The 25,182-nt window shown below is 39.5% G+C and carries 16 protein-coding genes; all 16 read left to right on the forward strand.

The annotated features are described in order from the left end of the window. Positions 1-32: 32 nt before the first annotated feature. The gene (locus tag ACSX1A_RS05305) at positions 33-1,067 is read left to right on the forward strand and encodes an exostosin domain-containing protein (RefSeq protein ID WP_439882581.1); all 1,035 of its coding nucleotides are present in this window, start codon (positions 33-35) and stop codon (positions 1,065-1,067) included. A gap of 428 nt (positions 1,068-1,495) precedes the next feature. Then, complete coding sequence (locus ACSX1A_RS05310) at positions 1,496-2,620, forward strand: hypothetical protein (protein WP_439882582.1); 1,125 nt, start codon at positions 1,496-1,498, stop codon at positions 2,618-2,620. A 268-nt stretch (positions 2,621-2,888) separates the two neighbouring features. Beyond that, the gene (locus tag ACSX1A_RS05315; RefSeq protein ID WP_439883537.1) at positions 2,889-3,215 is read left to right on the forward strand and encodes an acyltransferase; all 327 of its coding nucleotides are present in this window, start codon (positions 2,889-2,891) and stop codon (positions 3,213-3,215) included. Positions 3,216-3,239: 24 nt separating this feature from the next. Further along, positions 3,240-4,472: a glycosyltransferase family 4 protein gene (locus tag ACSX1A_RS05320; RefSeq protein WP_439882583.1), complete on the forward strand. Its 1,233-nt coding sequence runs from the start codon at positions 3,240-3,242 to the stop codon at positions 4,470-4,472. Between the two features lie 71 nt (positions 4,473-4,543). After that, on the forward strand, positions 4,544-5,836 hold the full coding sequence (locus ACSX1A_RS05325; protein ID WP_439882584.1) for a hypothetical protein: 1,293 nt from the start codon (positions 4,544-4,546) through the stop codon (positions 5,834-5,836). 34 nt (positions 5,837-5,870) lie between these two features. Then, complete coding sequence (locus ACSX1A_RS05330) at positions 5,871-7,016, forward strand: glycosyltransferase family 4 protein (RefSeq protein ID WP_439882585.1); 1,146 nt, start codon at positions 5,871-5,873, stop codon at positions 7,014-7,016. A 21-nt stretch (positions 7,017-7,037) separates the two neighbouring features. Beyond that, positions 7,038-7,700, forward strand: coding sequence for an acyltransferase (locus ACSX1A_RS05335; protein ID WP_439882586.1), 663 nt, complete (start codon positions 7,038-7,040; stop codon positions 7,698-7,700). A gap of 381 nt (positions 7,701-8,081) precedes the next feature. Further along, positions 8,082-8,972, forward strand: a complete 891-nt coding sequence (locus ACSX1A_RS05340) for a class I SAM-dependent methyltransferase (RefSeq protein ID WP_439882587.1) — start codon at positions 8,082-8,084, stop codon at positions 8,970-8,972. Between the two features lie 159 nt (positions 8,973-9,131). Continuing rightward, entirely contained in the window at positions 9,132-10,376 is a 1,245-nt protein-coding gene (locus tag ACSX1A_RS05345; RefSeq protein ID WP_439882588.1) for a glycosyltransferase, read from the forward strand. A gap of 198 nt (positions 10,377-10,574) precedes the next feature. After that, positions 10,575-11,579 carry a glycosyltransferase family 2 protein gene (locus ACSX1A_RS05350; protein ID WP_439882589.1) on the forward strand — a complete coding sequence of 335 codons (1,005 nt, stop codon included), beginning with the start codon at positions 10,575-10,577 and terminating at the stop codon, positions 11,577-11,579. 5 nt (positions 11,580-11,584) lie between these two features. Next, complete coding sequence (locus ACSX1A_RS05355; RefSeq protein ID WP_439882590.1) at positions 11,585-12,160, forward strand: WcaF family extracellular polysaccharide biosynthesis acetyltransferase; 576 nt, start codon at positions 11,585-11,587, stop codon at positions 12,158-12,160. Positions 12,161-12,173: 13 nt separating this feature from the next. Next, a complete protein-coding gene (locus tag ACSX1A_RS05360) occupies positions 12,174-13,028 on the forward strand; it encodes a glycosyltransferase family 2 protein (protein ID WP_439882591.1) in 855 nt (284 codons plus the stop codon). Positions 13,029-14,246: 1,218 nt separating this feature from the next. Next, positions 14,247-15,557, forward strand: a complete 1,311-nt coding sequence (locus ACSX1A_RS05365) for a WcaI family glycosyltransferase (RefSeq protein WP_439882592.1) — start codon at positions 14,247-14,249, stop codon at positions 15,555-15,557. A 53-nt stretch (positions 15,558-15,610) separates the two neighbouring features. Then, positions 15,611-16,318 carry an outer membrane beta-barrel protein gene (locus ACSX1A_RS05370; RefSeq protein WP_439882593.1) on the forward strand — a complete coding sequence of 236 codons (708 nt, stop codon included), beginning with the start codon at positions 15,611-15,613 and terminating at the stop codon, positions 16,316-16,318. Positions 16,319-16,888: 570 nt separating this feature from the next. Continuing rightward, a complete protein-coding gene (locus ACSX1A_RS05375; RefSeq protein ID WP_439882594.1) occupies positions 16,889-24,787 on the forward strand; it encodes a DUF4082 domain-containing protein in 7,899 nt (2,632 codons plus the stop codon). Between the two features lie 49 nt (positions 24,788-24,836). After that, positions 24,837-25,178 (forward strand): hypothetical protein, encoded by a 342-nt coding sequence (locus ACSX1A_RS05380; protein ID WP_439882595.1) that lies wholly within the window; start codon positions 24,837-24,839, stop codon positions 25,176-25,178. The last annotated feature ends 4 nt before the right edge of the window (positions 25,179-25,182 follow it).

A 25,182-nucleotide genomic window follows, 5' to 3' on the forward strand; every position in this document is an offset into this window, starting at 1 on the left:
CAAGTATGGATTAATCTTAAAAATAATAATTTATGGCCAACATCAATGAGAGGAGTCAGAAAATTTTCCTTGTGGGAAATGAAAAATGCAGTAGAAGCTTCTATAATTATATAAAACAAATATACACTTTAGCTACTCCCCAAAAGCACCTCATTGTTAGCGAACCAGAAGAAGCTGATATTATTCTTTTTGTAGATTTTGAAGCAAGCAACTATTTTAAAAGCTTGCGTGAGCACCACTTAGTTAAAAAAATGCTTGAAAAGTGCTACGTATATACAGAAACAGATATTGTCATTCCTTTCCTTCCCGGCGTCTATACGTCTGCAGAGACGTCTTTTATCAACTTAAAGAGGTTAAAAAATTATTGTTATTTATCTCGCCACTCTTATTCTAAAAACTCATACATCGCACCCAGAGGAGAAGAAAAAGAATATTTGTTTACTTTCTTGGGAGGTTCTACTTCTTTAATACGTAAGCGTCTATATAATATAAACTTTAAGCAGCCAAAAATTTTAGTTGAAGATACAACTCATTATCAGCATTGGAACTATACTCAGGCAAATAGGGATCAAATGCAGCAGCGGTATGTTGAAATATGCGCTAAGTCTCGCTTTGTACTCTGTCCTAGAGGAGCTGGATGTGGGAGCATCAGACTCTTCGAAATGATGGAAATGGGAGTCGCACCAGTTATCATTGCAGATAATTATCTTCTACCAGAAGGGCCAAGGTGGGAAGATTTTGTAGTATTCGTTCAGGAAAAGGATATAAGAGAGTTGCCAATAATATTAGAGAAAAGGGCCCCTGATGCAGAAAGAATGGGAAAGTTAGCACGTAAATCATGGGAAGAATGGTTCGCACCTGATAAACAGTTTAATTATATTATTGAGGCTTGCCATATTATTAGGGAGAATAGAATCGTAAGTGAAAAAGTCTACAGGGTTTGCTGGAAACTATTGATAGTGAAGGTTTTTGTTTGGTCTTATATTAGAGCATGTTTAAAAGAAATAATATTAAGAGCAATAAAGTTACTGAACATCAAACTTCCTTATAGTATAAAAGGAGTATGATGTTGTATAATTAATATTCTTATGACTGGGTGTGTTAAATAAAATAATAAATTTTTGTACATATATTATGGTATAACGTAATATAAAAAGTATTTGTTTGTGAAGCTAAAAGCAAGTTTGTTGTTTGTAATAAATAAACAGGGTGCTTAACTTGAACACACTGTTTCATAGTGCCTTCGTCAAAGTAACTTACTCTTTTAATACCGGCCATAGTACTAGTTATGGCCTTTTATATCACCCTTCTAAGTTAATAGTGAACTACAGTCAGCCTGACAGTGAATTAATAATGCATATTGTTGCGCCAACGAAAGGCTGCTTTTTGTAAACTTCTACCGTAGCTTCAATATTTTAACTGTACTTACAATAGCTTGTTTACTTACTACTATGCAATAAAATGAATCAACGTCATTTATATAAGCTAAAGCCTAATGAATATTGTTTTTCTCTGCGGTTCACTTGAACTCGGCCGTGATGGAGTAGGTGACTACACCCGTAGATTAGGCGTTGAGTTGATCAGACATGGTCATCGTATTGCTGCAGTAGCCTTAAAAGACCCTGGCGTTACAGTAGTTGTGTCGAACACGCAGCGCATAGATAATAGAGAATTACCAGTACTCCGCTTACCCTATACAATGGCTGCTAACAAGCGCATCGAATTAGCAAAAAACTGGATAGGTAATTTTAATCCGCAATGGATTAGTCTTCAGTACGTGCCTTTTTCATTTCAGTCCAAAGGCTTACCTGTTGGGCTTACCAGAATCGTTAGAAGTGTTGGGCAAGGTGCATGTCTGCATGTTATGTTTCATGAGTTATGGGTAGGGATGAGTGTGAACTCTTCTTACAAACAAACGCTGTGGGGTTGGGCACAAAAACAACTAATCAAGACCATGCTCTCAACCTTACAAGTAAAAGTTATTCATACCCAAACTAGATTATACCAAATGCAACTTCAAAAGCTTGGCTTCGAAACTAACTACTTGCCTTTGTTTTCAAATATACCTGCGATTCATAACATAGGCTTCATGAAGCATAATAGTGAAGTCACATATGATAGCATAAAATTAGTTGTTTTTGGGGCTATACATCCTGGTGCACCAGTAAGTGATTTTGCTGAGGATGTATTATGCTATAGCAAGAAAAATGGGAAAAAGGTTTCACTTATTTTGATAGGTAGAAGTGGTAGTGAATACAAACGTTGGATTACAGAGTTCGAATCAGTTGGTGCATCTGTTGAAAATCTGGGTGAAAAATCTCCTGTAGCTATATCAAAAGTGCTAAGTAGTGCTACATTAGGTATCTCGACAACACCAATTGCATTGGTTGAAAAGAGTGGTGCCGTAATGGCAATGCGAGAGCATGGTTTACCTGTTTTGTGCGTTACAAAGCCTTGGCGATTTAAAGACGATGTTTGCTTAGAGCATATTTCTGGAGTTGTAGAGTACTCAAGAGGTAATTTTGATAAAGTTATTTCAGGTCCAAGTTATCACCCTCTCAAAAATAGCATCTCCGAAGTGTCAACTATTTTTATAAATAAGCTTCAATCTAAAGTTTGATATGGCAAGTTTACTTTTTCTTTGGTCCAATAGAATAAAGCCTAAGATAGGAACGCAAGAATTTTATCGATCTTGGGGGAAACGTTTTTTTTCTATGCCAGAACTTCTTATTCGTAATTATAGAAGATGGCAACTTGTGCGAAATGGTGCACATGTTCATGAAAGTGCTGAGATAGGTAATATGACAGCAGTAGGAAATAAAAGTTTGTTGTCAGTAGGTCCTTTTTCATTTATTGGCCGTGTTTATATGGCACTTCATGATCAGATAATGATAGGTGAAAAGGTTTGCATCAACGACGGGGTTGAGATTTTAACAGCTTCCCATGATGTTACAGATCCGCAATGGAGGCCAATAAGCGGAGGTGTTATAATAGAAGATTATGCTTGGATAGGAACAGGAGCTATGATACTTCCTGGAGTACATATTGGTTATGGTGCTGTTGTTGGAGCTAAGGCTGTAGTTACTAAATCTGTAGCGCCACGAACGATTGTTGTGGGTAATCCAGCCAAGCCTACATATAAGATGCGTTGTGATAACTTAAATTATAATCCTTGTGAATTCCTGGCATCTAACAGAGCATGGCTGGTAAACTAAACGCAAATCTACTCATTCTAAAGTATGAAGGTTATCTTTTCGCATCCTACAGGTAATGCAAATGTTCGAGCAACAGCCAATGCACTCTTTGAGGCCAATCTATTGGCTGAATTCCACACAGCAGTTGCCTCATTTCCTGGGAGCATACTGGATATGCTTGGATCTATTGGCCCTTTCTCTGAAATTCGTCGCCGGCGCTTTGACATAGCATTAAGGTCGGTAACAAAAATGCACCCCTGGAGGGAAATTGGCAGACTTGCAGCGTCTAAGAAAAGCTTCTATAAACTTATAGAGCATGAAACGGGGCTTTTTAGTGTTGATGCTGTCTATCATAGTATTGATAAGAAAGTAGCATCAGGTCTTAAATCTGCATCAAGACGTGGCGTAGATGCAGTATACACATATGAGGATTGTGCAGAATCCTCTTTCCTTGAGGCAAAGAGATTAGGGTTGAAGTGCTTTTATGATTTACCTACAGGATATTGGAGATCAGCACGACGGCTTTTGGGAGTAGAGAAAGAAAAATGGCCTGAGTGGGAACACACCTTTATTAATTTTAAAGATTCAGATGCAAAACTATCTCGTAAAGATAGTGAGTTGCGAATGGCAGATCATGTTATAGTTGCAAGTAAGTTTGTAGCGAAGACACTTTTGGAATTTTCTGGACCTTTAGCACCAGTAACAGTTATACCCTATGGGTTCCCGCCAGTTGTTCATAATCGTTCGTACCCATTAAAAAGAAACCGTTTGCTAAAGCTATTGTTTGTTGGAAATTTATCTCACCAAAAAGGAATTGCTTACCTTCTTGCTGCAGTAGAGGCCTATAAGAATTATATAGAATTGACAATTATTGGGAGTAAAGTTAGCAATAACTGCCCGGCTTTGGATAGAGCGTTAGCAAGGCATAAATGGATACCAAATTTACCTCATGGTGCAATTCTTCAACTAATGCGTGAGCACGATGTCCTTGTTTTTCCATCCCTCTTCGATGGCTTTGGACTTGTTATAACGGAGGCAATGTCTCAAGGCACACCTGTAATAGCTACTGAAAGGTCTGCGGGGCCTGATCTTATACAGGATGGTCAAAACGGCTGGTTAGTTGAGGCTGCATCAACCCAGGCGCTGCAAGTTGTCCTTGAGTATATCCTCGATCATCCCGAGTCGGTAGCAAAAGTTGGTAGCGAGGCTGTAGAGACAGCACGAAAGAGACCTTGGCAAGTATATAAGAGAGAATTAGTTGAAGCTATTACAAATTAATTAAGTAACGTTAGTCAGTAAGCTTGATCGTTATATTATTCTTATGAAAGGTAAAAGTTAAAATAATTTGAATGATATCTAAATTAGCAGAAGAGGATGTCACCCGTTGGATCAAACGAGGAGTTTGGGTATACTTTCTGTTGCTCATCTTTGAAGGTGCTTTACGTAAGTGGTTCCTGCCAAGCTTGGCAACACCATTGTTACTTGTTAGAGATCCTTTAGCACTGTGGCTGTTATTCCAGACATGGAGGCAAGGGCTGCTACCTTCTAATTTTTACCTTACTAGTATTATATTAACAGGTATTATAGGAGTATTTACTGCTGTATTGTTTGCCCACGGTAATTTACTTATTGCTTTCTATGGAGCAAGGGTTTTTCTGTTGCACCTTCCTTTAATATTCGTAATAGGCCGTATCTTTGATCAGACGGATGTGCTTATGGTCGGAAAAGTATTACTTTGGATGGCCTTGCCGATGGCAGTACTTATAGCTATTCAGTTTTATAGTCCTCAATCTGCGTGGGTAAACCGTGGAGTCGGGGGCGACATGGAGGGCGCTGGTTTTGGTGGAGCATTAGGATACTTTCGACCACCTGGTACGTTTTCTTTCACCAATGGGAATACATTATTTTTTAGCTTAGTAGCATGTTTTATTATTTATTTCTGGTTTGAGCCAAAGTATGTAAATCGACTTGTACTTATCGGTGCTACAATCGGTCTTATTGCTGCCATTCCCCTTTCGATTAGCCGTGGTTTATTCTTTCAAGTTGGGGTTTCACTATTATTCTCATTGGTCGCTTGTTTTCAGAAAACGAGACATCTGAGTCGCTTGCTGTGGTTAATGGCAGGCGGTTTAGTAGTTGTGCTTATTTTAGCTAATACAGAATTCTTTCAGGTTGCGACTAAAGTATTTTCCGTTCGATTTGAATCGGCCAATGAAGTTGAAGGTGGAATGAAAGGGGTTTTGGGTGAACGTTATTTAGGGGGGATGATCAGTGCAGTTGCAGGAGCCTCTGATTTTCCAATCTTTGGTTATGGGCTTGGTATCAGTACAAATGTAGGAATCAACCTTATGCCTAATAATGCAGGAGCCTTTCTTTCAGATCAAGAATGGGAACGGGTGATTATTGAATTAGGTACATTAATGGGCCTTGCTGTGTTAGTACTTCGCTTTAGCTTAAGTACAAGAATAACTTTTGCTTCTTATCGCAGTCTTTCAAAGGGAAATATGCTGCCTTGGGTACTGATGAGTTTTGGCTCGCTTAGCCTTTTACAAGGGCAATGGGCACAGCCTACATCCTTAGGCTTCTGTTCGTTCGTCGGTGGCTTAGCTGTCGCTTCACTTCGAAACCCAAGGTATAAATAAAGTCTGTTGGTTAGATGTGCGAGAATAGTCCACTATGATGCGTAAAAGAAAAATAATTATTATAGGAAATTACCCGCAGGATAAGCAAGAAAGCATGGAGCGCTTTGCAAAGATGCTCGAATGTGGCCTTCGAGATATTGGCTTGGTTGTCGAGATATGGAAGCCTATAGTAGTTTTTGGTAAACTTGCGAATACCACAGTAACAGGAGTTGGGAAATGGCTTGGGTACTTAGATAAATGGGTGCTTTACCCGTTGGTGCTACGTTGGAACATACTAACCAAAAAACAGTTTGATCAAGATGTTCGATTTCATATTTGTGATCATTCAAATGCTCCTTACCTAAAACATTTACCAATAAGCCAGACCGTTATCACATGTCACGACGTGCTTGCAATTAGAGGGGCTTTGGGAGACACAGATACTTATTGTCCAGCATCTGCTTTAGGCAAAATTCTACAAAAATGGATATTATCTAACTTAGTAAAAGCTACACGACTCGCATCAGTTTCACAGCAGACCATCATCCAACTAAACAAAATAAACCGTTTTAAGAATGATGGTCCAAAAAAATGGCAGGTAATCTATAATGGATTCAATGCAGATTTTAGGCCAATGAACAAGGAAAGAGCATTTTCTTTAATTGAAAGTGTTGGTGTAAAGCCAGAGAAATCTTTTATCCTACATGTGGGGTCAAGTTTGCCGAGGAAAAATCGAAAGCTTCTGCTTAACATGGTTAGTATTTTGGATACTACCTGGGATGGGTATATCTGTTATGCTGGTGAGGCTGCCGATAAAGACTTGTTGGAGCACATGCATTACTTAGGACTATATGAACGTGTTGTTTTTGTAGTAAGGCCTGATCACGCCACTTTAGTTGCATTATATAGTTGCTGTGAGGCTTTTATATTCCCCTCATTTTCGGAGGGTTTTGGATGGCCCGTTATTGAGGCACAAGCCTGTGGCGCCCCTGTAATAATTAGCAATGTTGAGCCAATGCCTGAAGTAAGTGGCGGGTCTGCTTTACAAGCAGACCCGCATAAACCAGAAGAATTTGCGGCAGCATTTATTTCTCTTCAAAGTATGGACACTAGGTTTAAAGTTATTCAAAATGGATTTTTAAACGTGCGCCGTTTTGAGACGAGCCAAATGATCCAATCTTACCTTGCATTGTACGGTTAAACAAAATAAAATTTGGAATAGATGGTCTTAAAAGTCTTAACATTCTTCTTGCCGTGGTTTTTGAGGCGTCGCATGCTGGAGCGCTTGTTTAAGTATGAACTTCATCCAAGGGCACGTATCGGCTTTGCTTGGGTATTCCCTAATAAGCTAAAGATGGCTGCCGGGTCAAGGATTGATCATTTTACTGTTGCGATTCATTTAGACTTGTTAGAAATGCGTAAAGATGCTACAATTGGCCGTGGAAACTGGATAACCGGTTTTCCAACAAATAGTAATTCAAAACATTTTCAACACCAAAGTGATCGTCAAGCGGCACTCATACTAGGCGAATCAGCCTCTGTTACAAAGAATCACCATCTTGATTGTACCAACATTATTAAAGTTGGTCGCTTTTCTACAATAGCTGGCTATAATTCCCAGTTTTTAACACATTCTATAGATGTAAATGAGAATCTACAGCATAGTGAACCAATCGTGATTGGTGATTATACATTTGTAGGAACAAACGTGGTTGTATTAGGTGGAGCTATTTTGCCGTCCAACTCTATACTGGGAGCAAAATCATTGCTTAATAAGGCATTCTATGACGAATGGACGCTCTATGGGGGAGTGCCTGCAAAAGCTGTAAAGGAAATTCCTATGGATTCAAAATACTTTACTCGAAAAGAAGGCTTTGTTTATTGAAAACGATAATCAGCTTTAAGTACTAAGATGATAAAGAATACAGTTTGAACAGTCTCAATCCTACATTAGTTAGATGTTGTATTAAGCTAAGGAAATGATGTTCGTCAAGGCAATCATCTTCTATGTAAACACTCTTTTGCTATATGCTTAGTAAAACTGATTTAAGGCAGGCATTACTCCTCTAGTCTCTACTGAAAAATAATTTCTTCCTAAAAATAAGAATAAGCCACTCACCCTTTAATTATGTTTATTCACGATTAAGTTTGAATATTTTTATTATAAGGTGCTGTTTTTTCGTAATAATTGCCATCTATTCTTGGTTAAATTATTAATGATTTAACCAAGTCTCTATACTATTATTTTACTTTAAGCCATTAACAAATGAAAATTAAAGTTGTACCTTATCTACTTCCAAATGTGTCATTAAAAGACTCAGGAAGTTATTTAGAATGTCCTATTGAAAATCTGGCTGAGGGTTTAAAAGCCAATGCCTATTATTTCAGCCATCCGGAGTGGGCTGAAGAGTACCTGACCTACTGCCACAGGAGTGAGGCATTTAGGAGCAGGTGGGCTGCAGCTGTTGGGGACTGGACAGATAAAATAGTGGTGGACATCGGGTGTGGTCCTGGAAATATTTTTGCAACGCTCCAAGGCAAACCAAAGTTTTTAATTGGCGTTGATGTTGCACCCGGATCACTTGAGTTAGCCAAAAATTTGGCATATGTTCCTCTCCTAGCAGATGCAACTCACCTTCCCTTCGTATCTGGCTTTGCAGATATCGTGGTTCTTAATGCAACGCTTCACCACTGCGACGACATGGCTGCTATACTTAAGGAGGCCGCGCGTCTTGTAAAGCCCGGGGGCTTAATTGTGACAGACCATGACCCCCAGCTTTATGCCTGGGACTACAAAGGTATCGCAAAACTGCTTTGGCAGGCGCGGCTATATATTTATAAAATTACAGGGCATGGTTTCCATAAGACAGATAGCCAGCAGGAGTGGGGATTAGCATGTGAGACTCATCATAAACCAGGGCATGGAGTAACGAAAGAGTTCTTCCTGACAACTCTTTCTCCTTTAGGGTTTGAAGTGAAAGTTTATCCTCATAATCATGCGTTGGGAGCAGAAGTGCTGCAGGGTAACAAAGGCAGAGCAGAGCTTAAGTACAGAATTGGCAACCTGCTCTCCGGCAGAAACCCTAGTGCAGACACTAGTGCCTTATCTCTGATGTGTGTGGCGAAGAGGAAGAATGTAGAAACAAGTGCAGCTTAAAATTAAACTAAAAAAGTAAGGCTGAGTATTGAAAGGAGTTCAAACAAGGCTGCTGTAAATAATCTAAAGACCTGATTGAGCTTTTTAATGTGTTGTTGTATTTCTAAACATTTATTAAAAGAAAAATTTCAGATGAAACTGCTCCATGTAATAGGAAGTATGGATCCTTCATCTGGAGGTCCTTGTCAGGTAATAAGAAATACAGTGCCAGAGTTGGAGAAGCTAGGTGTTGTAAGCGAAGTTGCTTGCCTTGATGATCCTGTAGTATCTTTTTGGGATAAAGATCGTTTCAAAGTAATTGCTCTAGGTCCGAGTAATAATCCTTGGCGCTACAACAGAAAACTTGCGTCATGGTTAATTAGTAGTCTTGAACAATACAATGCTGTAATCGTACATGGGTTGTGGCTCTATCATAACTTTGCACTTCTTAAAGCCATTCAAAGGTTAAAGAAACGTGCGACTACTGGATCGGATAAAATCAAGATACCCAAGGTATATATCATGCCGCACGGAATGTTGGACCCTTATTTTCAGCGGGCCCCGGAGAGAAAATTAAAAGCAATACGTAACGTAATTTATTGGGCTTTAATCGAAAGTAAAGTTGTTCGTGAGGCTGATGGCTTGTTATTTACTTGTGAAGAAGAGTTGCGCCTTGCTCGCACATCTTTTAGCCCATATCAACCCAAACAAGAACAAAATGTAGGTTTAGGAATTATTGAGCCCCCACTGTATAATTTCCAGATGCAGGAAGCTTTTAGATCAAAATGCAATAATCTTGATGACTGCCCTTACTTTCTATTTTTGGGGCGTATTCACGAAAAGAAAGGAGTTGATCTGCTTTTGAAAGCATTTGCAAAGTTGGTAAAAGAGTTATCTGCTGTACAGCTTGGACAGTTAGAGGTGCAGTGTTCTAAATGGAATTTAAGTACTATGCCGCCTGAACTCGCCCCACTACCAAAGTTAGTCATAGCAGGCCCTGGAATTGAAACGCCTTTTGGGCAGGAACTGCAAAAGTTTGTGCAAGATAATAAAGAACTATGTGATACAGTCTTATTCCCTGGTATGCTTGCTGGCGATGCCAAATGGGGTGCTCTCTATGGATGTGAAGCTTTTATTCTGCCTAGTCACCAAGAGAATTTTGGAATTGCTGTAGTTGAGGCATTAGCGTGTGCTAAACCAGTCTTAATATCAAATCAAGTAAACATATGGCATGAGATTCATTTAAATGGTTGCGGGTTAGTTGCAAGTGACACTTTAGAGGGAACACAAAGCCTAATTACTTCTTGGTTAAATCTTTCGGCTAAGAATAAAAAAGCTATGGGGACTAAAGCTTTCTTTACCTACAATACTTATTTTGCTATAAAATCACAAGTAATGCTTCTTCATAAAGTCATTTCTAAATAGTAAATTTATATTTTAAATTTAAATAGTGCAACTAAAGTTGAGTCTTTTCGTTCTAAATTGAAGAACATGTGTTATAGCTATAGGTTTTTTCGAAGTGTTTAAGCTATAAAATGTGAAGTGTCATTGTAATTCTATGCAATTTCTTTATTAAAAAAGAATGCAGCATTTCTACAAGTTTTTTTAAGTTTCACTGGGAGCATGAAAGCAGGTATTGTAATTATTACATATAACAACGGGCAGCATGTGACTGAAACAATAAAGTCTGTTGTTAGTCAGGTTTTAAAGGAATGGACATGCGTAGTTGTTGATAATAGTAGCACGGATAACACATATGAAGTGATAATTGACTTGATTGGGTCTAATGATAAGTTTTTAGTTCTTAAAAAAGAAAATGAAGGGCCGTCTGCGGCTAGAAACTTAGGGTTTAGTAAGCTTCCATCGGAAACAGAATATATTCATTTTTTAGATGGAGATGATGTTCTTGATCCAAACTTTATGGAGGTTTTGGTAAAGTATCTTGATGAGCACCAAGAAGTGGGACTAGTGGGCTGTCAATATAATGTAATCGACTCAGGAGGCAATTTAGTTGGGCCTGGTTTTAGGAGTAGGGTTGCACCAAGTTTGTTTGGCATTCCTTGGAATCTCTCCCAAACCACCAAAAGAACTCCTTTCGAAACATTCTTTTCGTCAACAGGACAAGGACACTTTTCCGTTTTTAGGACTGAAATATTCAAAAAAACTACTGGGTATGAGAAGGATTTTTGGTCCCACGAAGATTCTGATATATTTTGCCAAATGGCTCTGAGAGCAGAGGTTCATTATATCGATAACAGACTCTACAACAGGAGAATTCATGGGAATAGCCTAACTTCCTCGCGTATTGAAACTTACGGAGCGTTTAGGAATAAGTGGGATAACTATAAGACTTCTGATGCTGCAGTGAATGCTTTGGTTGAAAAGAGTCTTATTTACTACTATACAAGACATAAGCCTCTTCGAGATTTGAAGGTATCATTAAAAGCTTTTAGTGAATTTGTGAAGACTCAAAAAATAGGTAGTTTAAGGTGGTGCTTGGTTTGCTTAAAATCTGGATTATCAGAACTGATTTTAAAGAGGAGTTTAAGGAAAGTATTGTATAATAGGGCAGTAGTGGGGAAGGTGACTGAAGATACTGTATCGGGCTTTGTTAATTATATTCTTTAGTTTAAATGTATAACCAAGATACATATCTAGGAGCCTCATTCTCACTTCGCAACCGGTTGGGGAGAGTACTGTGGGGGGTGATAGTGCTTCTGTTCTTCCGCTATTCACCAAAACCAGCTCATGCATGGAGAACTTTTTTGCTTCGTGCTTTTGGTGCTAAAGTAGGCAGAGGTGTTCACATATATCCAAGGGCAAAGATCTGGGCACCTTGGAATCTGATATTAAGAGATGAGTGTGGTGTGGCTAACAGCGCAATTCTTTACTCTCAAGATATAATAGAGATAGGCCGTCGGGCTGTAATCTCACAGGGGGCTCACCTTTGTGCCGGAACGCATGACTATACAAAATCAGGGTTCCCGCTAATTACCATGCCAATCCGTATAGGCGATAATGCATGGATTGCAGCGGAGTCATTCATACATCCAGGAGTTACTATTGGGGAAGGTTGTGTTATCGGAGCGCGATCTGTAGTAACTAAAGATATGCCGGAATGGATGGTCTGTGCGGGTCATCCATGCAAACCGATCAAAAAGAGGTTTGAAGAAAAGATTAAGGAGTTGTTCTTACAGAATCAGTTATAAATCTTGATTCAATATGATATCGGTGATAATACTTACTAAAAATGAGGAAAAGGATTTACCTGTCTGTCTTTCATCCTTAAGATGGTGTGATGACGTGCATATTTTAGACTCTGGTAGTACTGACAAAACAATTGCAATTGCAGAACATTTTGGATCTAAGATCTGGACTAACAAGTTTGAAAGCTTTGGAAAGCAGCGAAATTTTGCATTAGACCATTTGGATATAAAGTATAAATGGATATTATTTCTAGACGCGGACGAAGTTATAACAGAAAGTTTTCGCCAAGCATTGCTTGATTCAATAAGAAATTCGGGAGACCAGGTTGCAGGGTATTATTGTTGTTGGAAAATGATGTATGAGGGGAAATGGTTGAAGTACTGTGATACTTTCCCAAAGTGGCAGTTTCGCATTTTGCGGGTTGGTATGGCTAGATTTAAAGACGCTGGTCATGGGCAAAAAGAGGATGATGTTAAAGGGGAAATTGGTTATATAAAAGAGCCTTATCTTCATTTTAGTATGTCAAAGGGGTGGTCAGAATGGTATAAACGGCATAATGGATATTCAACACTAGAAGCTAAAGCTCGCCTTCACTTACCTCCTTTTAAACAAGTATTCGCTCGCCATGGAAGTATTCGTAATCCAGCACTTAAGGCGTGGTTGAGCAGAGTACCTGGTTGGCCTTTAATGAGATTCTGCCATGCTTATTTCTTTAATTTTGGCTTCTTAGAAGGTATACCAGGTTTTATTTATTGCACGAATATTGCAATTGTTGAATTTATGACTCAGGTAAAAATGAGGGAATTAAGGTGCTCCAACAAGTATAAGAATAAATCCGCAAGTACATATTTATCCAATGCTTTGCGATGAAAGATTAATGGAGTGAAAAAATAATTAGACTTTTTCTATTCAAGTAAATAGTTCTGTTGAGGGCTAAGCATATGTTTTTAGTCTGCTTTTATTCAATTTGGCTTGTTTATTTCCTTCTGAAAATTGTGCCACAAGACTTAGTGCGGGGCTACAGCTAACTGAAATTAATTATAAGGTAAACTAACCAGAGAAAATTTCGCATTACTCAAGCAAGCCCTCTTCCAACCTAACAGGATCAATCAGGTCTGATTGGTGGATCATGTTAGTGATAGCCTCTAGGACAGCCGCAGTTTCAGGTTCCTAAACATCGTCGATGACAGTAATCGCGAGATACTTACAGCGGAGGCGGGCTTGTCGACTGCTGCCCTGCGGTTGCCAGATGTTATACGAGTTGACAACGAGCTGGGATTCATCCAGCTTAAAAATCGATGCTCAAGAGCTGGAGCGGCAGCATAATAATGGAGCTACTAAACGCTTATTGTGTTCAGAGCACTTGATAAGGTGCGCCAGAAGGACAAGTATTTGATCCAGGACTACAAATACCAACCTCCGCATGAGATGCCCATCTTTAGAACACCGGTGGAATTATTGTAAGATTCTTTAATTTGAAAAATTAATTTAAAAATAGCCTAAAATCCTGAAAAGCTTATATCACAAGCTCAATGCTTTGGTCACTTTAACCTATCAGTAACTTAAACGTGCTTTAAGTTACTGATAGTGTGCTAAATAAGCGCTTTAGCTTCATTAATTATTATAGGATTGATATTACTATTGCCAACTTCATTCCCTTTTTACTCTAGCTTCGCTTGTGATAGTTAATTTTTTAACTATTTACTAAAATGATACTAATTCAATTTTATAACAATTTGTTTAGCCTATGCTCCAACGGTTTTTACTACGTCCAAATATACTGTAAAATACGTGAAGTTAATCTAAAAGAATCAAAAACTACTAGGCAGGTGACCTCTGATACTCCACAATCTGACTAATCAACAATAGAATCACAAAATGTATATGGTTTGCTTCAATGGCTTACAGTATACTCGACCCTATCATCGGTAGCATACACTAATAAACTAAAGCTATTAACATATAATAGCATTGTTTCCAACAGTATAAAATTTTAAATTTCGTAGATAAATAATAAAAATAAAAAGAATAGTTCTGTTTTAGCAGGGCTGTTCTGGTGTGTTGCCGATTTATTTTTCCTTTTTATCTATGAGCAAGCGTATACTTTTAATTGGGTACAATTATTACCCTGAACCAACTGGTATTGGGAAGTATAGTGGAGAAATGATCACGTGGTTGGCACAAAATGGCTACGAATGCGAAGTTCTTACATCTTATCCATACTATCCCCAGTGGAAGGTTCAAGAAAACTACTCAAGCAAAACGTTCTGGTACAGTACAGAATACCAAAAGCTTAATGGGAACAGCGTTCGGATTATTAGGTGCCCCATGTATGTGCCCGCTATACCAACAGGACTCAAAAGGATATTCGTTGACATATCATTTTTTATCTCGGCCTTTTTCAAGCTAACTCAACTGCTATTCAGAAAGAGACACGATTATGTTATCTCTGTTGTGCCTTGTTTCCAATTTGGTCTGTTAGGAGTATTCTACAAAAAACTTCGCAAATCAATTTTACTGTATCATGTTCAAGATTTGCAGATTGAAGCTGCCAGGGATCTTAAAATGATTAAGTCGCCGATAGTTTTAAATTTTCTCTTCATGTTGGAAGGCTACATCTTCAAGAATGCTGATATAATAAGCAGTATATCTGAGGGAATGGTGCGTAGAATCAGGCTGAAAGCTAAAAAAGAAGTTTACTTATTTAAGAACTGGACTGATTGTAAGCTGTTCTATCCTGTCGAGGAACGTTCATGCCTAAAGCAAAACTTTGGCTTTAACACTACTGATAAGATAGTGCTTTACTCTGGAGCAATCGGAGAGAAACAAGGTCTGGACACAATAATACATGCTGCCAGAGCTTTACAAAAACAGGAAAATTTGAAGTTTATTATATGCGGTTCAGGTCCTTATCAAAAAGCTTTGCGAATGCTAGCGAATAACTTTGAGTTGAGAAATGTATTCTTCCTTCCTACGCAACCTCTCGAGAAGTTTAATCAGTTTTTGAATATGGCTGATGTTCATTTGGTGATTCAAAAGTCTACTGCAGGTGACTTAGTAATGCCATCTAAGCTTACTACAATCCTCGGGATCGGAGGCTTAGCTGTGATCACAGCCAATAAAGGCACAAGCTTGTATGCAATAATTGATCAACACAAAGCAGGAATCTTAGTTGAGCCTGAAAACCAAGAAGCACTTAATAGGGCAATACAAATGGCTGTAATAGAAGATAATAGATATTTACGGTTAAATGCCAGAACCTATGCAGAAGAGTTTTTAAGTATGGGAAAGATTATGGAGGCTTTTAATGAACAGGTATTAAAGAGCTTCATAAAGCAGGATAAGCAAAAGACAGAGCAAGAGGAACCTAACCTACCTATAGAACTTGGAATAGGGTAGATTTATACTGCTCAGAAACAAATTTTTTAATATACCATGTAAAAAGATGCATAATGCGCCATGCTTTAACTTTACTCCTAGTATGGTTTTTTTGCCATACATCTACAAGTTCCAGTCTTGCTCTGGCTATTCCAGAAGAGCTGTTTCATACCTCTTGTTTATGCAAGGTAAAAGATAATCACCCCAACGCAGATACAATTATTCAAAGAATTGAAGTAAGTCCGAGCAAGATAAGGTTTGGCATTAAGCTTGGTGTCGGAAGCTCAAGGACAAATTTTAATTTTGGGTATCCTAAGCCCGCTACTCGAATTGATTTAGTTTGGAAGCCCAGTTTATCAGCTGGCATGCTCCTGGAAATTCATATTTACAAAAAGATTTCTCTTCAGCAAGAATACCTATACACATTTGTTGGAGGAGAAGTAAAAGAAGATGGAATTAGTTATAGTTTAGGATATTTATCCTTACCTGTAGTTCTTCAATACGAAGTAACACCTAAGACTGCTGTAATTATAGGCTCTCATTTAGATTTGTTGGTACATGCAAGCGAACGATTTAATGAGATTTCTACTGATATTAGTCACCACATAGAAGAAAGAAATATAAGTGCAGCAGTTGGTGTCCGCTATAAACTATCACACAACTTCAGTTTAGAAAGCAAATACTTGCAGAGTCTGAATCATATTGGAATCAAAAAAGATTTGATTGAAAAGGAATTTAAACTGGAACTACTGCAATTGTCACTAATCATTTTTCCATTTTAGCTTTTATAGTTTATCATATCCCAAACAATACAGCTAGTCAATCTTATTGTAGTAAGGATAGTTTAAGTTGTTCCCCTCTCAACAATACCTGCACTTTATTAGCCGCTAGGGTTGAGTTTTGTTAGGGTATGTTTAAAAGTATGAGATGTTTTGTAAAATACAATAACACAAATTTCCTGCACTTGTACTTTTACTATCATAGACCCTACGTTTGCTCTTCAATTTGCTCCGTTTATCAAAATTGGCAATTATATACAAATAATAAAAAATTGTATTCGTAAAATAGTTGAAAGTTTTATTTGTTAAAATATCAATAAAAAATTGACGCATTATAATAGTTGTCTGATCTGTCTCTTGAAGAGACAGGTGATTAATTGCTTTTGCTTTATCGGTATAAGTTAAAGGCTGTTTATTGATTTAATATAAAAAATTATTTTGATTCTGTAACCCAACATAGTAATAACACCAGTCAATTAATCTGATAACAGAGTTCTATTGACTTCATTCCTAGCTTTGAGTTTAACAATTACACAAGTATGTTTTGCTGATTAAAACAAACATTATATGAGTATGAAGTCTACTTTTTTAGTTTCATGGAAACAACCATTATTGGTGCTGTTTATTCTTTCCAGCTTTTATGTAGCTTCTGCACAATTGGTTGTGCACCAGTTCAAGGGCCTTTATTTTTTGGCAAGCCTTACCAGGGTGGAACCTATAAAATCAATGGGTTCAGTTAGCAAAATGGGAAGTACACAAATCCTTAACGAAAACAGAAACAAGGATGTATCGCAGGCACCAGCAAGTAAAGTTTTATCAGAAAAACTTCGAAAAGCAATCCCTTTAAATGCCCACACCATAATACCTACACCTGCTGTTAGCGCAGGCAGCTCAATACTTGTAGTGAGCGGAACCGCTAATAAATTTAGTCAATACCCTTCTGAAATATTAACAGCTGAAGGATTAAATGGGTTTAATACAGCAGACATATCTGAAATAACTGCAGATATACTCAGTTCTTATGATGTAGTAATTTTAGGAAACATACCTCTTACTGATGCTCAGGTTACGGTATTTAGTAACTGGACTATCGCAGGAGGTACATTGATAGCTTTAAAACCTGATTCTAAGCTGTCATCATTAATGGGCTTAATTTCAGTAGGTGGTACGTTAGCGGATAAATACCTGTTAGTGTCGCAAACAGGACCAGGTAAAGGGATTGTTAATCAGACAATACAATACCAAGGAACTGCCGACTTGTATCAGCTAAGCGGAGCAACAAAGATTGCTACCCTCTATTCAGGTCCGACTACTTCAACCTCTTATCCTGCTGTAACAATCAACACCGTTGGAGATCAAGGTGGCTCAGCAGTAGCTTTTACTTATGATTTGGCCCGTTCTATAGTTTATACCCGTCAGGGGAATCCAGCGTGGTCCGGCCAAAAGAGAGATGGTCAGATTGACCCTATACGCTCTGATGATCAGTTCTATCCAGATTGGATTGATCTCAATAAAGTAGCTATTCCACAGGCTGATGAACAACAAAGATTGTTAGCAAATATTATTACCCTTAATTCCCGTAAACCCATGCCTCGTTTCTGGTATATGCCCAGAGGCCTGAAGGCGGCTGTGGTGATGACAGGTGACGACCATGGAAACGGTGGTACAAAGGCACGATTCAATCAGTATTTGCAACTAAGCGATGATAACAGTGCGGAGGCAGTTGCTGATTGGAGAGCTATACGTGGTACCTCATACATTTACCCAAACACACCTATTACAGATTCTGAAGCAAAAGCATTTGAACAACAAGGGTTTGAAGTTGCCCTTCACTTAAATACAAATTGTGAAAATTTCACTCTTACCTCCTTAGAGCAAAATCTTACAACACAGCTGTCTGAATTTAAGTCACGATTTCCAAGTGTTGCCTCACCAACGACTAATAGAACTCACTGTATAGCCTGGAGCGACTGGAGTACACAACCCAAGTTAGAAGTAACTAAAGGGATAAGACTTGATGCTAACTACTATTACTGGCCGAGTCCATGGATACAGGACAGGCCAGGTATGTTTACTGGTTCAGGAATTCCTATGCGATTTACTGATATGGATGGAGGTTTGATTGATACTTACCAACTCACAACCCAAATGACAGATGAATCAGATCAAACCTTTCCATACACAATTGATCAGCTTTTGAATAAAGCTTTAGGGCAAGAGGGGTACTACGGTATTTTCTGTGCAAATATGCATACAGATGCCGGTACTTCAAGCGGTTCTGATGCAATCATAGCTTCTGCCAAGGCGCGAAATGTACCAGTCATATCATCCAGGCAATTACTGATTTGGCTAGATGGTCGTAATGGTTCAACTTTTAATGCAATGTCCTGGAACGGAAGTGAACTCAACTTTCAGGTTAGTGTAGCAAGTGGTGCACGTAATCTGCAAGGGATGCTTCCGATGACAGAGAAAACAGGACAATTAACAAACTTAACAGTAAACGGATCACCTGTAGTAGTTAGAAGAGAAATTATCAAAGGCATTGAGTATGCTTTTTTCCCATGTACAACAGGTAACTATGTGGCAACATATGATATAAGTGCATTACCTAATCAGGCTCCTACAGTAGCAATAACTTCTCCAACTAACAATAGTACATTTGAAGCACCAGGCACTATAACTCTTGTAGCCTCAGTAACTGATACTGATGGAGCCGTGGCAAGTGTAGAATTTTATCAAGGGGCAGTAAAATTAGGTCAGGATACAGATGGTAGTAATGGCTGGAGCTTTACTTGGAACAATGTTGATGCAGGCTTATATGAAATTACAGCACGAGCTACAGACAATTATGGTTCTGTAACAATTTCAGAATCTGTAAGTATCTCAGTTGCCGCAGTATGTCCCTGCACTGTATTTAAAACTACTGATGCACCAGCTAGTGATTTAGTAAATGATGGACAGCCAGTTCAGTTGGGAATGAAGTTTAGTTCTACAGTGGATGGATATGTAAGTGGCGTGCGATTCTACAAACAAAGTGGTAACACCGGCTCGCATATAGGGCAATTATATAGTATAACAGGTACATTATTAGCTGAAGCGACTTTTATTAACGAAACGGCATCAGGCTGGCAGGAGGTTGCATTTAATAATCCTGTGGCTATAGCTTCGGGGCAAATATATATAATTTCATATCATAGCAGTGATGGTAATTATTCTGAAACAGATTCATATTTTAATCAGGCTATCAATCGTTTACCACTCCGCGGCTTAGCAAATGGAGAAAATGGAGCTAATGGTGTTTATAGCTATACTACTTCACCTGCTTTTCCAACAAATACTTTCCAAGCATCTAATTATTGGGTTGATGTTGTATTTAGTACAGACTTACCTCCTAACCAACTACCTTCGGTAGCTATTACTTCACCAATAACTAATGCCGCGTTTAATGCACCGGCTTCTATAACAATAGCTGCTACAGCTACAGACACCGATGGTTCAGTAGCGAAGGTTGAGTTTTTTCAGAACTCACAAAAGCTAGGAGAGGATCTAACTAGTCCATTCTCTTTTACCTGGAATGATGTACCCTCTGGAAACTATGATTTAACGGCAAGAGTAACCGATAATAGAGGGGATGTGGTTACGTCAGAAGCTGTGAGTATTACTGTTTCTGCACTTTCAGGACAGAACGATATCGTAGCTGAGAACTCACTGCCGGGTAACCCTGAATCCGAGTGGCAGATAACTGGCGCAGGTGATTTAAGCATTCAGGGTTTTGCTACAGATATCAGTTATAACAAAGGTGAAACTGCTCGTTTTAAAATTAAAACAAGTGCAAGCGCATATACTGTTAAAATCTATCGACTGGGTTATTACCAGGGAAATGGTGCGAGATACCAGGGGAATGCTACTGTTACGGCTAACCTGCCTCAAACACAACCAAACTGCCTTACCAACTCATCTACTGGATTAATAGATTGTGGTAACTGGGCTGAATCTGCTAGTTGGGCGATACCAAGTAACGCTGTATCCGGTGTCTATATTGCAAAACTTACACGTAGTGGAGGAGGCTCCAGCCATATTGTGTTTATCGTCCGAGACGATGCCGGCACTTCAGATTTACTTTTTCAAACTTCTGATGCTACTTGGCAAGCTTACAATGTGTATGGCGATAATAACAATGGGAAAAGCCTTTATACAGGTAGTGGCGGCAAGGCAGAGAAAGTAAGCTATAACAGACCGTTCGTTACCCGAAATGGCGGTGGCGGTGGCGGAGCTGAAGAAGATTGGCTGTTCAATGCTGAGTATCCGATGATCCGTTGGTTGGAAGCAAATGGTTTTGATGTAAGCTATACTACTGGTGTTGACAGCGATCGCCGCGGTAATCTAATTACTAAACACAAAGTGTTTATGTCTGTAGGGCATGATGAGTATTGGTCAGGTACACAACGAGCTTATGTAACTGCAGCTCGTAATTCAGGAACTAACTTAGCTTTCTTCAGTGGCAACGAAGTATATTGGAAAACACGTTGGGAAAATAGCATAGATGGTAGCGGTACTTCTCACCGTACTTTAGTATGTTACAAAGAGGGATCAGAAGGGGAGAATACCTGTAACGGGAAGTGTGACCCCACAAGTGAATGGACTGGCTTATGGCGAAGTGGTTGTGAGTTTACAAGCCAAGATCCTTTAGCTTGTAAACCAGAAAACGAGTTGACCGGTCAAATAAGTTGGGCAGAAAATACAGCTCCACTTGAGGTACCCAGTACTTTAAAAAACTTACGTTTTTGGCGTAATACGAGTGTCGCTTCTCTTGGCAATGGTCAAACAGCTTCCCTGACTAATGGCATAATAGGATACGAATGGAATCCTGAACAGGAACAGTATCGATCATCCTATCCATATGGAAGAATAATACTTTCTAGAACTAATGTGGGTGGAAATATTCATAACTTTTCACTTTACAGGCATAAAAGTGGTGCATTTGTTTTTGGGGCCGGTACAGTTCAGTATTCTTGGGGTTTAGATAGTAATCATGATAGAGGAAATGCTGCACCAAGTACGGCATTACAGCAAGCTACTATAAATCTGTTAGCTGATATGGGTGCGCAACCCCGTAGCCTGCAAGCAGGCTTAGTTGCTGCTTCTGCCACAACAGATACGCAGGCTCCTGGCATAGTGATAGCTTCTCCTGCGGGAGGCGCTAACTTGCCAGCTGCCACTTTAGTGACGATAAGTGGTACGGCATCAGATGCTGGTGTTGTTGCTGGAGTAGAAGTGTCTACTGACGGTGGTACAAGCTGGAAGGTAGCAAATGGTACTTCTAACTGGACATATGCGTGGACTCCTACATCTCAGGGAGCGACTACTATACAAGCAAGAGCCTACGATGATTCGGGCAATATTGGAACACCAGTTACTATAAATGTTACAGTAGGTGAACAAGGACCTAGTAATTGTCCATGTACAGTTTTTCAAGCAAATGAAGCTCCCTCAGGAATTGTTTACAATGATAATCAAGGAGGAATTCAATTAGGGATGAAGTTCCGCACTCTGGTAGATGGTAAAATTAGTGGTGTTCGTTTTTACAAGCAAAGTGGTAATACAGGTACGCACATTGGTCAACTGTACAGCAACTCGGGTAATTTGTTGGCAGAGGCTACTTTTGTCAATGAAACAGCCTCTGGCTGGCAAGAAGTGGCTTTCTCTAGTCCAGTGAATGTAACTGCTAGTGTAACATATGTAGTTACTTATCACAGTAGCTCTGGCTACTACTCTGCAACAAATCCATTTTTTAATCTGGCAGTAGATAAGAATCCTTTGCGGGCTTTGGCTGATGGAGAGGACGGGCCTAATGGAGTGTATTTGTATACTAACACACCGGCTTTTCCTATAAATAACTTTCAGTCATCAAATTATTGGGTTGATGCTGTATTTAACACCAGTGCTCCGGCAAATCAGTCGCCGGTGGTGAATGGACCAATCGCAGACCAGGTGGCCACGGTCGGTTCGGCCTACAGCTTCACGTTTGCGGCTACCACCTTCACTGACGTTGATGCCGATGTGCTCACCTACACAGCGAGCCAATCAGACGGCAGCCCGCTTCCTTCCTGGCTAAGCTTTGATGGAGCGAACCGCACCTTCACGGGCATCCCAGCCACGGCAGGGACCCTGACCCTGCAGGTGACAGCCGACGACGGTCGTGGCGGCAGGGTCAGCGACGAGTTTGCGCTGGCAGTAAGTGCTCCGGCAAATCAGTCGCCGGTGGTGAATGGACCAATCGCAGACCAGGTGGCCACGGTCGGTTCGGCCTACAGCTTCACGTTTGCGGCTACCACCTTCACTGACGTTGATGCCGATGTGCTCACCTACACAGCGAGCCAATCAGACGGCAGCCCGCTTCCTTCCTGGCTAAGCTTTGATGGAGCGAACCGCACCTTCACGGGCATCCCAGCCACGGCAGGGACCCTGACCCTGCAGGTGACAGCCGACGACGGTCGTGGCGGCAGGGTCAGCGACGAGTTTGCGCTGGCAGTAAGTGCTCCGGCAAATCAGTCGCCGGTATTAGCCACTATAGGCAATAAATCTGTTAATGAACTAACGCTTTTAACATTTCAAGTAGTTGCCACAGATGATGGATTACCTAATAACACTTTAACTTATTCATTAATCGGCGCTATGGCTAGTGCCAAAATAGATCCTGTTACAGGAGTTTTCAGCTGGACTCCAGGAGAATTACATGGTCCTGGAACTTATGCTTTCACGATTGAAGTTTCAGACGGAGCACTTACAGATCAGGAAACTATATCTATTCAAGTAAGTGAGGTTAACCAAGCACCACTTTTAGCAACTATTGGTGATAAAGAGGTCGGGATAGGGGGAACTCTTAGATTTACTTTGGTAGGATCGGATGCAGACATACCTGCACAAATATTAACCTATTCAGCAAATAAGTTGCCTACAGGTGCTTCTCTCAATTCAACTACCGGGGAATTTTTCTGGACCCCAACTAACAGGCAAACTGGTAACTATAAAATAAACTTTAGGGTAACAGACGGTATAACTCAAGTCAGTGAAAATGTTAACATAAGAGTTACGTCTTCGCCTACTACTCCGGCACCTGCCATATTTAGTTTCAGCCCAACAAGTGGTAGTGTAGGAGATCAGGTATTGATTAATGGAAGTAATTTCACAGGTGTAAGTACTGTGTTATTTAATGGTTCATCAGCAAGTTATACCGTTAACAGTGCTTCGACAATTACAGCAACAGTACCAGGTGGTGCTACTACAGGAAAACTAACTGTAAACACCACCAATGGCAGTTCTACAAGTACTGATGTGTTTACAGTCATTAGTGCCACAAATTTAATACCTAAAGTCGCTATTACGGCGCCGGCTAGTAATGCTAGTTTTGATGCACCGGCCGTTATTACAATAACTGCAACTGTCTCAGATGAAGATGGAACTATATCAAAAGTAGAATTCTTCAACGGCAGTACTAAAATTGGAGAGGATTTAAGTAGTCCATATAGTTATACATGGAATAATGTTGCAGCTGGAAATTATCAAATTAGTGCCATAGCTTATGATAATCTTAACGCCAACAGTGATCCAGCATCAGTCAACATAAACGTCATTAACCCTAGCCAAACAGTACCTGTTGTTGCTGGTTTCAGTCCAGCAAGTGGAAATATTGGAGATGTAATTACAATCAGCGGTAGCAATTTAAGTGGTGCTACTTCTGTAGCCTTCAATACTACAAGTGCAACAAGTTTCTCAGTAGTAAGTGCTTCCAGTATTACAGCAACTGTTCCTGCAGGGGCAACTACCGGTAAAATAAGTGTTACAACAGGGGGCGGTACTGCTTTTAGTATGAATGACTTTATTGTTACAGCTCTCACTACACAACCTCCTGTTATAGCTAGTTTTTATCCAACAAAAGGGGCAGTAGGAGAACCTGTGCTGATCACTGGTGCAAATTTAGCGGGAGCCACAAATGTTTCTTTCGGGCCGAGTAATGCTTTTTATAAATATGATAACGATGGTAATATTATAGCTACTGTGCCGATGGTTAATGGAAAGCTGCCTTCTAACGTAAAAATATCAGTTACAACTTCAGCAGGTACTAATACAACAAGAGATAAGTTTACCATAACTTCAGCCACTTTCGCTGCAACATCTGTGAGTACACTACAAAAAGATGGCGAGCAAGATGCAGAAGCACTTCAGGTATACCCAAATCCATTCTCCGATAAAGCTATAATAAATGTATTTGTACAGCATGGATCTAGTTATACATTAAGTCTTTATGATGAAAAAGGGGAGCTGGTTAAGGTCCTGAAGGAAGGTGATGCAGTAGAAGGAGAGCATTTTACTGTTGAAGTAGATGGCAGCAAACTTTCTAAAGGACTCTATTTAGTACGGTTACAAACAAGCTATGGAGTTAGCACTTCTAAACTTGTGTTGGATAAATAAAAAGGAGACTCTGATTAAACTATAGCATCATCACTTAAAAAAGACAACAATGAGGCATATCTTGATATTAATCCTAATCGTTATACCGTACTTTTCATTTGCACAAGACATCAAAGTAAAAGTGGGTGCTACGGAGTTTTTAAACGACAAAGTTCCAGATCAGGTGGTTTTCCCTGAGAAAGTAAAAAAAATATCTATTAAAAAAGTTAAAGCCGATAGAGTTCCTGCTACTTATGTTGTGCAGATAGGAGAAGAGGAGCATAAATTTAAAACCGATGGGGAATATCATGAAATTGAGTTCTCCCATGATATAAGAGGCCTGGTTGTATATATCTTAAATGATAAGCGAAACGTTCAAGGAAAGCCATTTATACTTAAAAAGGCTAAATGACGTC

It is taken from the genome of Pontibacter sp. MBLB2868 (genome assembly GCF_051904785.1).
In the GTDB taxonomy this organism is placed as follows: Bacteria; Bacteroidota; Bacteroidia; order Cytophagales; family Hymenobacteraceae; genus Pontibacter.

Bases quoted from the DNA above. Each gene is read 5' to 3' on its own strand.
- ACSX1A_RS05340 (WP_439882587.1), top strand. From the start codon at position 8,082: ATGAAAATTAAAGTTGTACCTTATCTACTTCCAAATGTGTCATTAAAA.
- ACSX1A_RS05305 (WP_439882581.1), top strand. From the start codon at position 33: ATGGCCAACATCAATGAGAGGAGTCAGAAAATTTTCCTTGTGGGAAAT.
- ACSX1A_RS05315 (WP_439883537.1), top strand. From the start codon at position 2,889: ATGATAGGTGAAAAGGTTTGCATCAACGACGGGGTTGAGATTTTAACA.
- ACSX1A_RS05330 (WP_439882585.1), top strand. From the start codon at position 5,871: ATGATGCGTAAAAGAAAAATAATTATTATAGGAAATTACCCGCAGGAT.
- ACSX1A_RS05310 (WP_439882582.1), top strand. From the start codon at position 1,496: ATGAATATTGTTTTTCTCTGCGGTTCACTTGAACTCGGCCGTGATGGA.
- ACSX1A_RS05380 (WP_439882595.1), top strand. From the start codon at position 24,837: ATGAGGCATATCTTGATATTAATCCTAATCGTTATACCGTACTTTTCA.
- ACSX1A_RS05365 (WP_439882592.1), top strand. From the start codon at position 14,247: ATGAGCAAGCGTATACTTTTAATTGGGTACAATTATTACCCTGAACCA.
- ACSX1A_RS05355 (WP_439882590.1), top strand. From the start codon at position 11,585: ATGTATAACCAAGATACATATCTAGGAGCCTCATTCTCACTTCGCAAC.
- ACSX1A_RS05360 (WP_439882591.1), top strand. From the start codon at position 12,174: ATGATATCGGTGATAATACTTACTAAAAATGAGGAAAAGGATTTACCT.
- ACSX1A_RS05320 (WP_439882583.1), top strand. From the start codon at position 3,240: ATGAAGGTTATCTTTTCGCATCCTACAGGTAATGCAAATGTTCGAGCA.
- ACSX1A_RS05375 (WP_439882594.1), top strand. From the start codon at position 16,889: ATGAAGTCTACTTTTTTAGTTTCATGGAAACAACCATTATTGGTGCTG.
- ACSX1A_RS05350 (WP_439882589.1), top strand. From the start codon at position 10,575: ATGAAAGCAGGTATTGTAATTATTACATATAACAACGGGCAGCATGTG.
- ACSX1A_RS05335 (WP_439882586.1), top strand. From the start codon at position 7,038: ATGGTCTTAAAAGTCTTAACATTCTTCTTGCCGTGGTTTTTGAGGCGT.
- ACSX1A_RS05345 (WP_439882588.1), top strand. From the start codon at position 9,132: ATGGATCCTTCATCTGGAGGTCCTTGTCAGGTAATAAGAAATACAGTG.
- ACSX1A_RS05325 (WP_439882584.1), top strand. From the start codon at position 4,544: ATGATATCTAAATTAGCAGAAGAGGATGTCACCCGTTGGATCAAACGA.
- ACSX1A_RS05370 (WP_439882593.1), top strand. From the start codon at position 15,611: ATGCGCCATGCTTTAACTTTACTCCTAGTATGGTTTTTTTGCCATACA.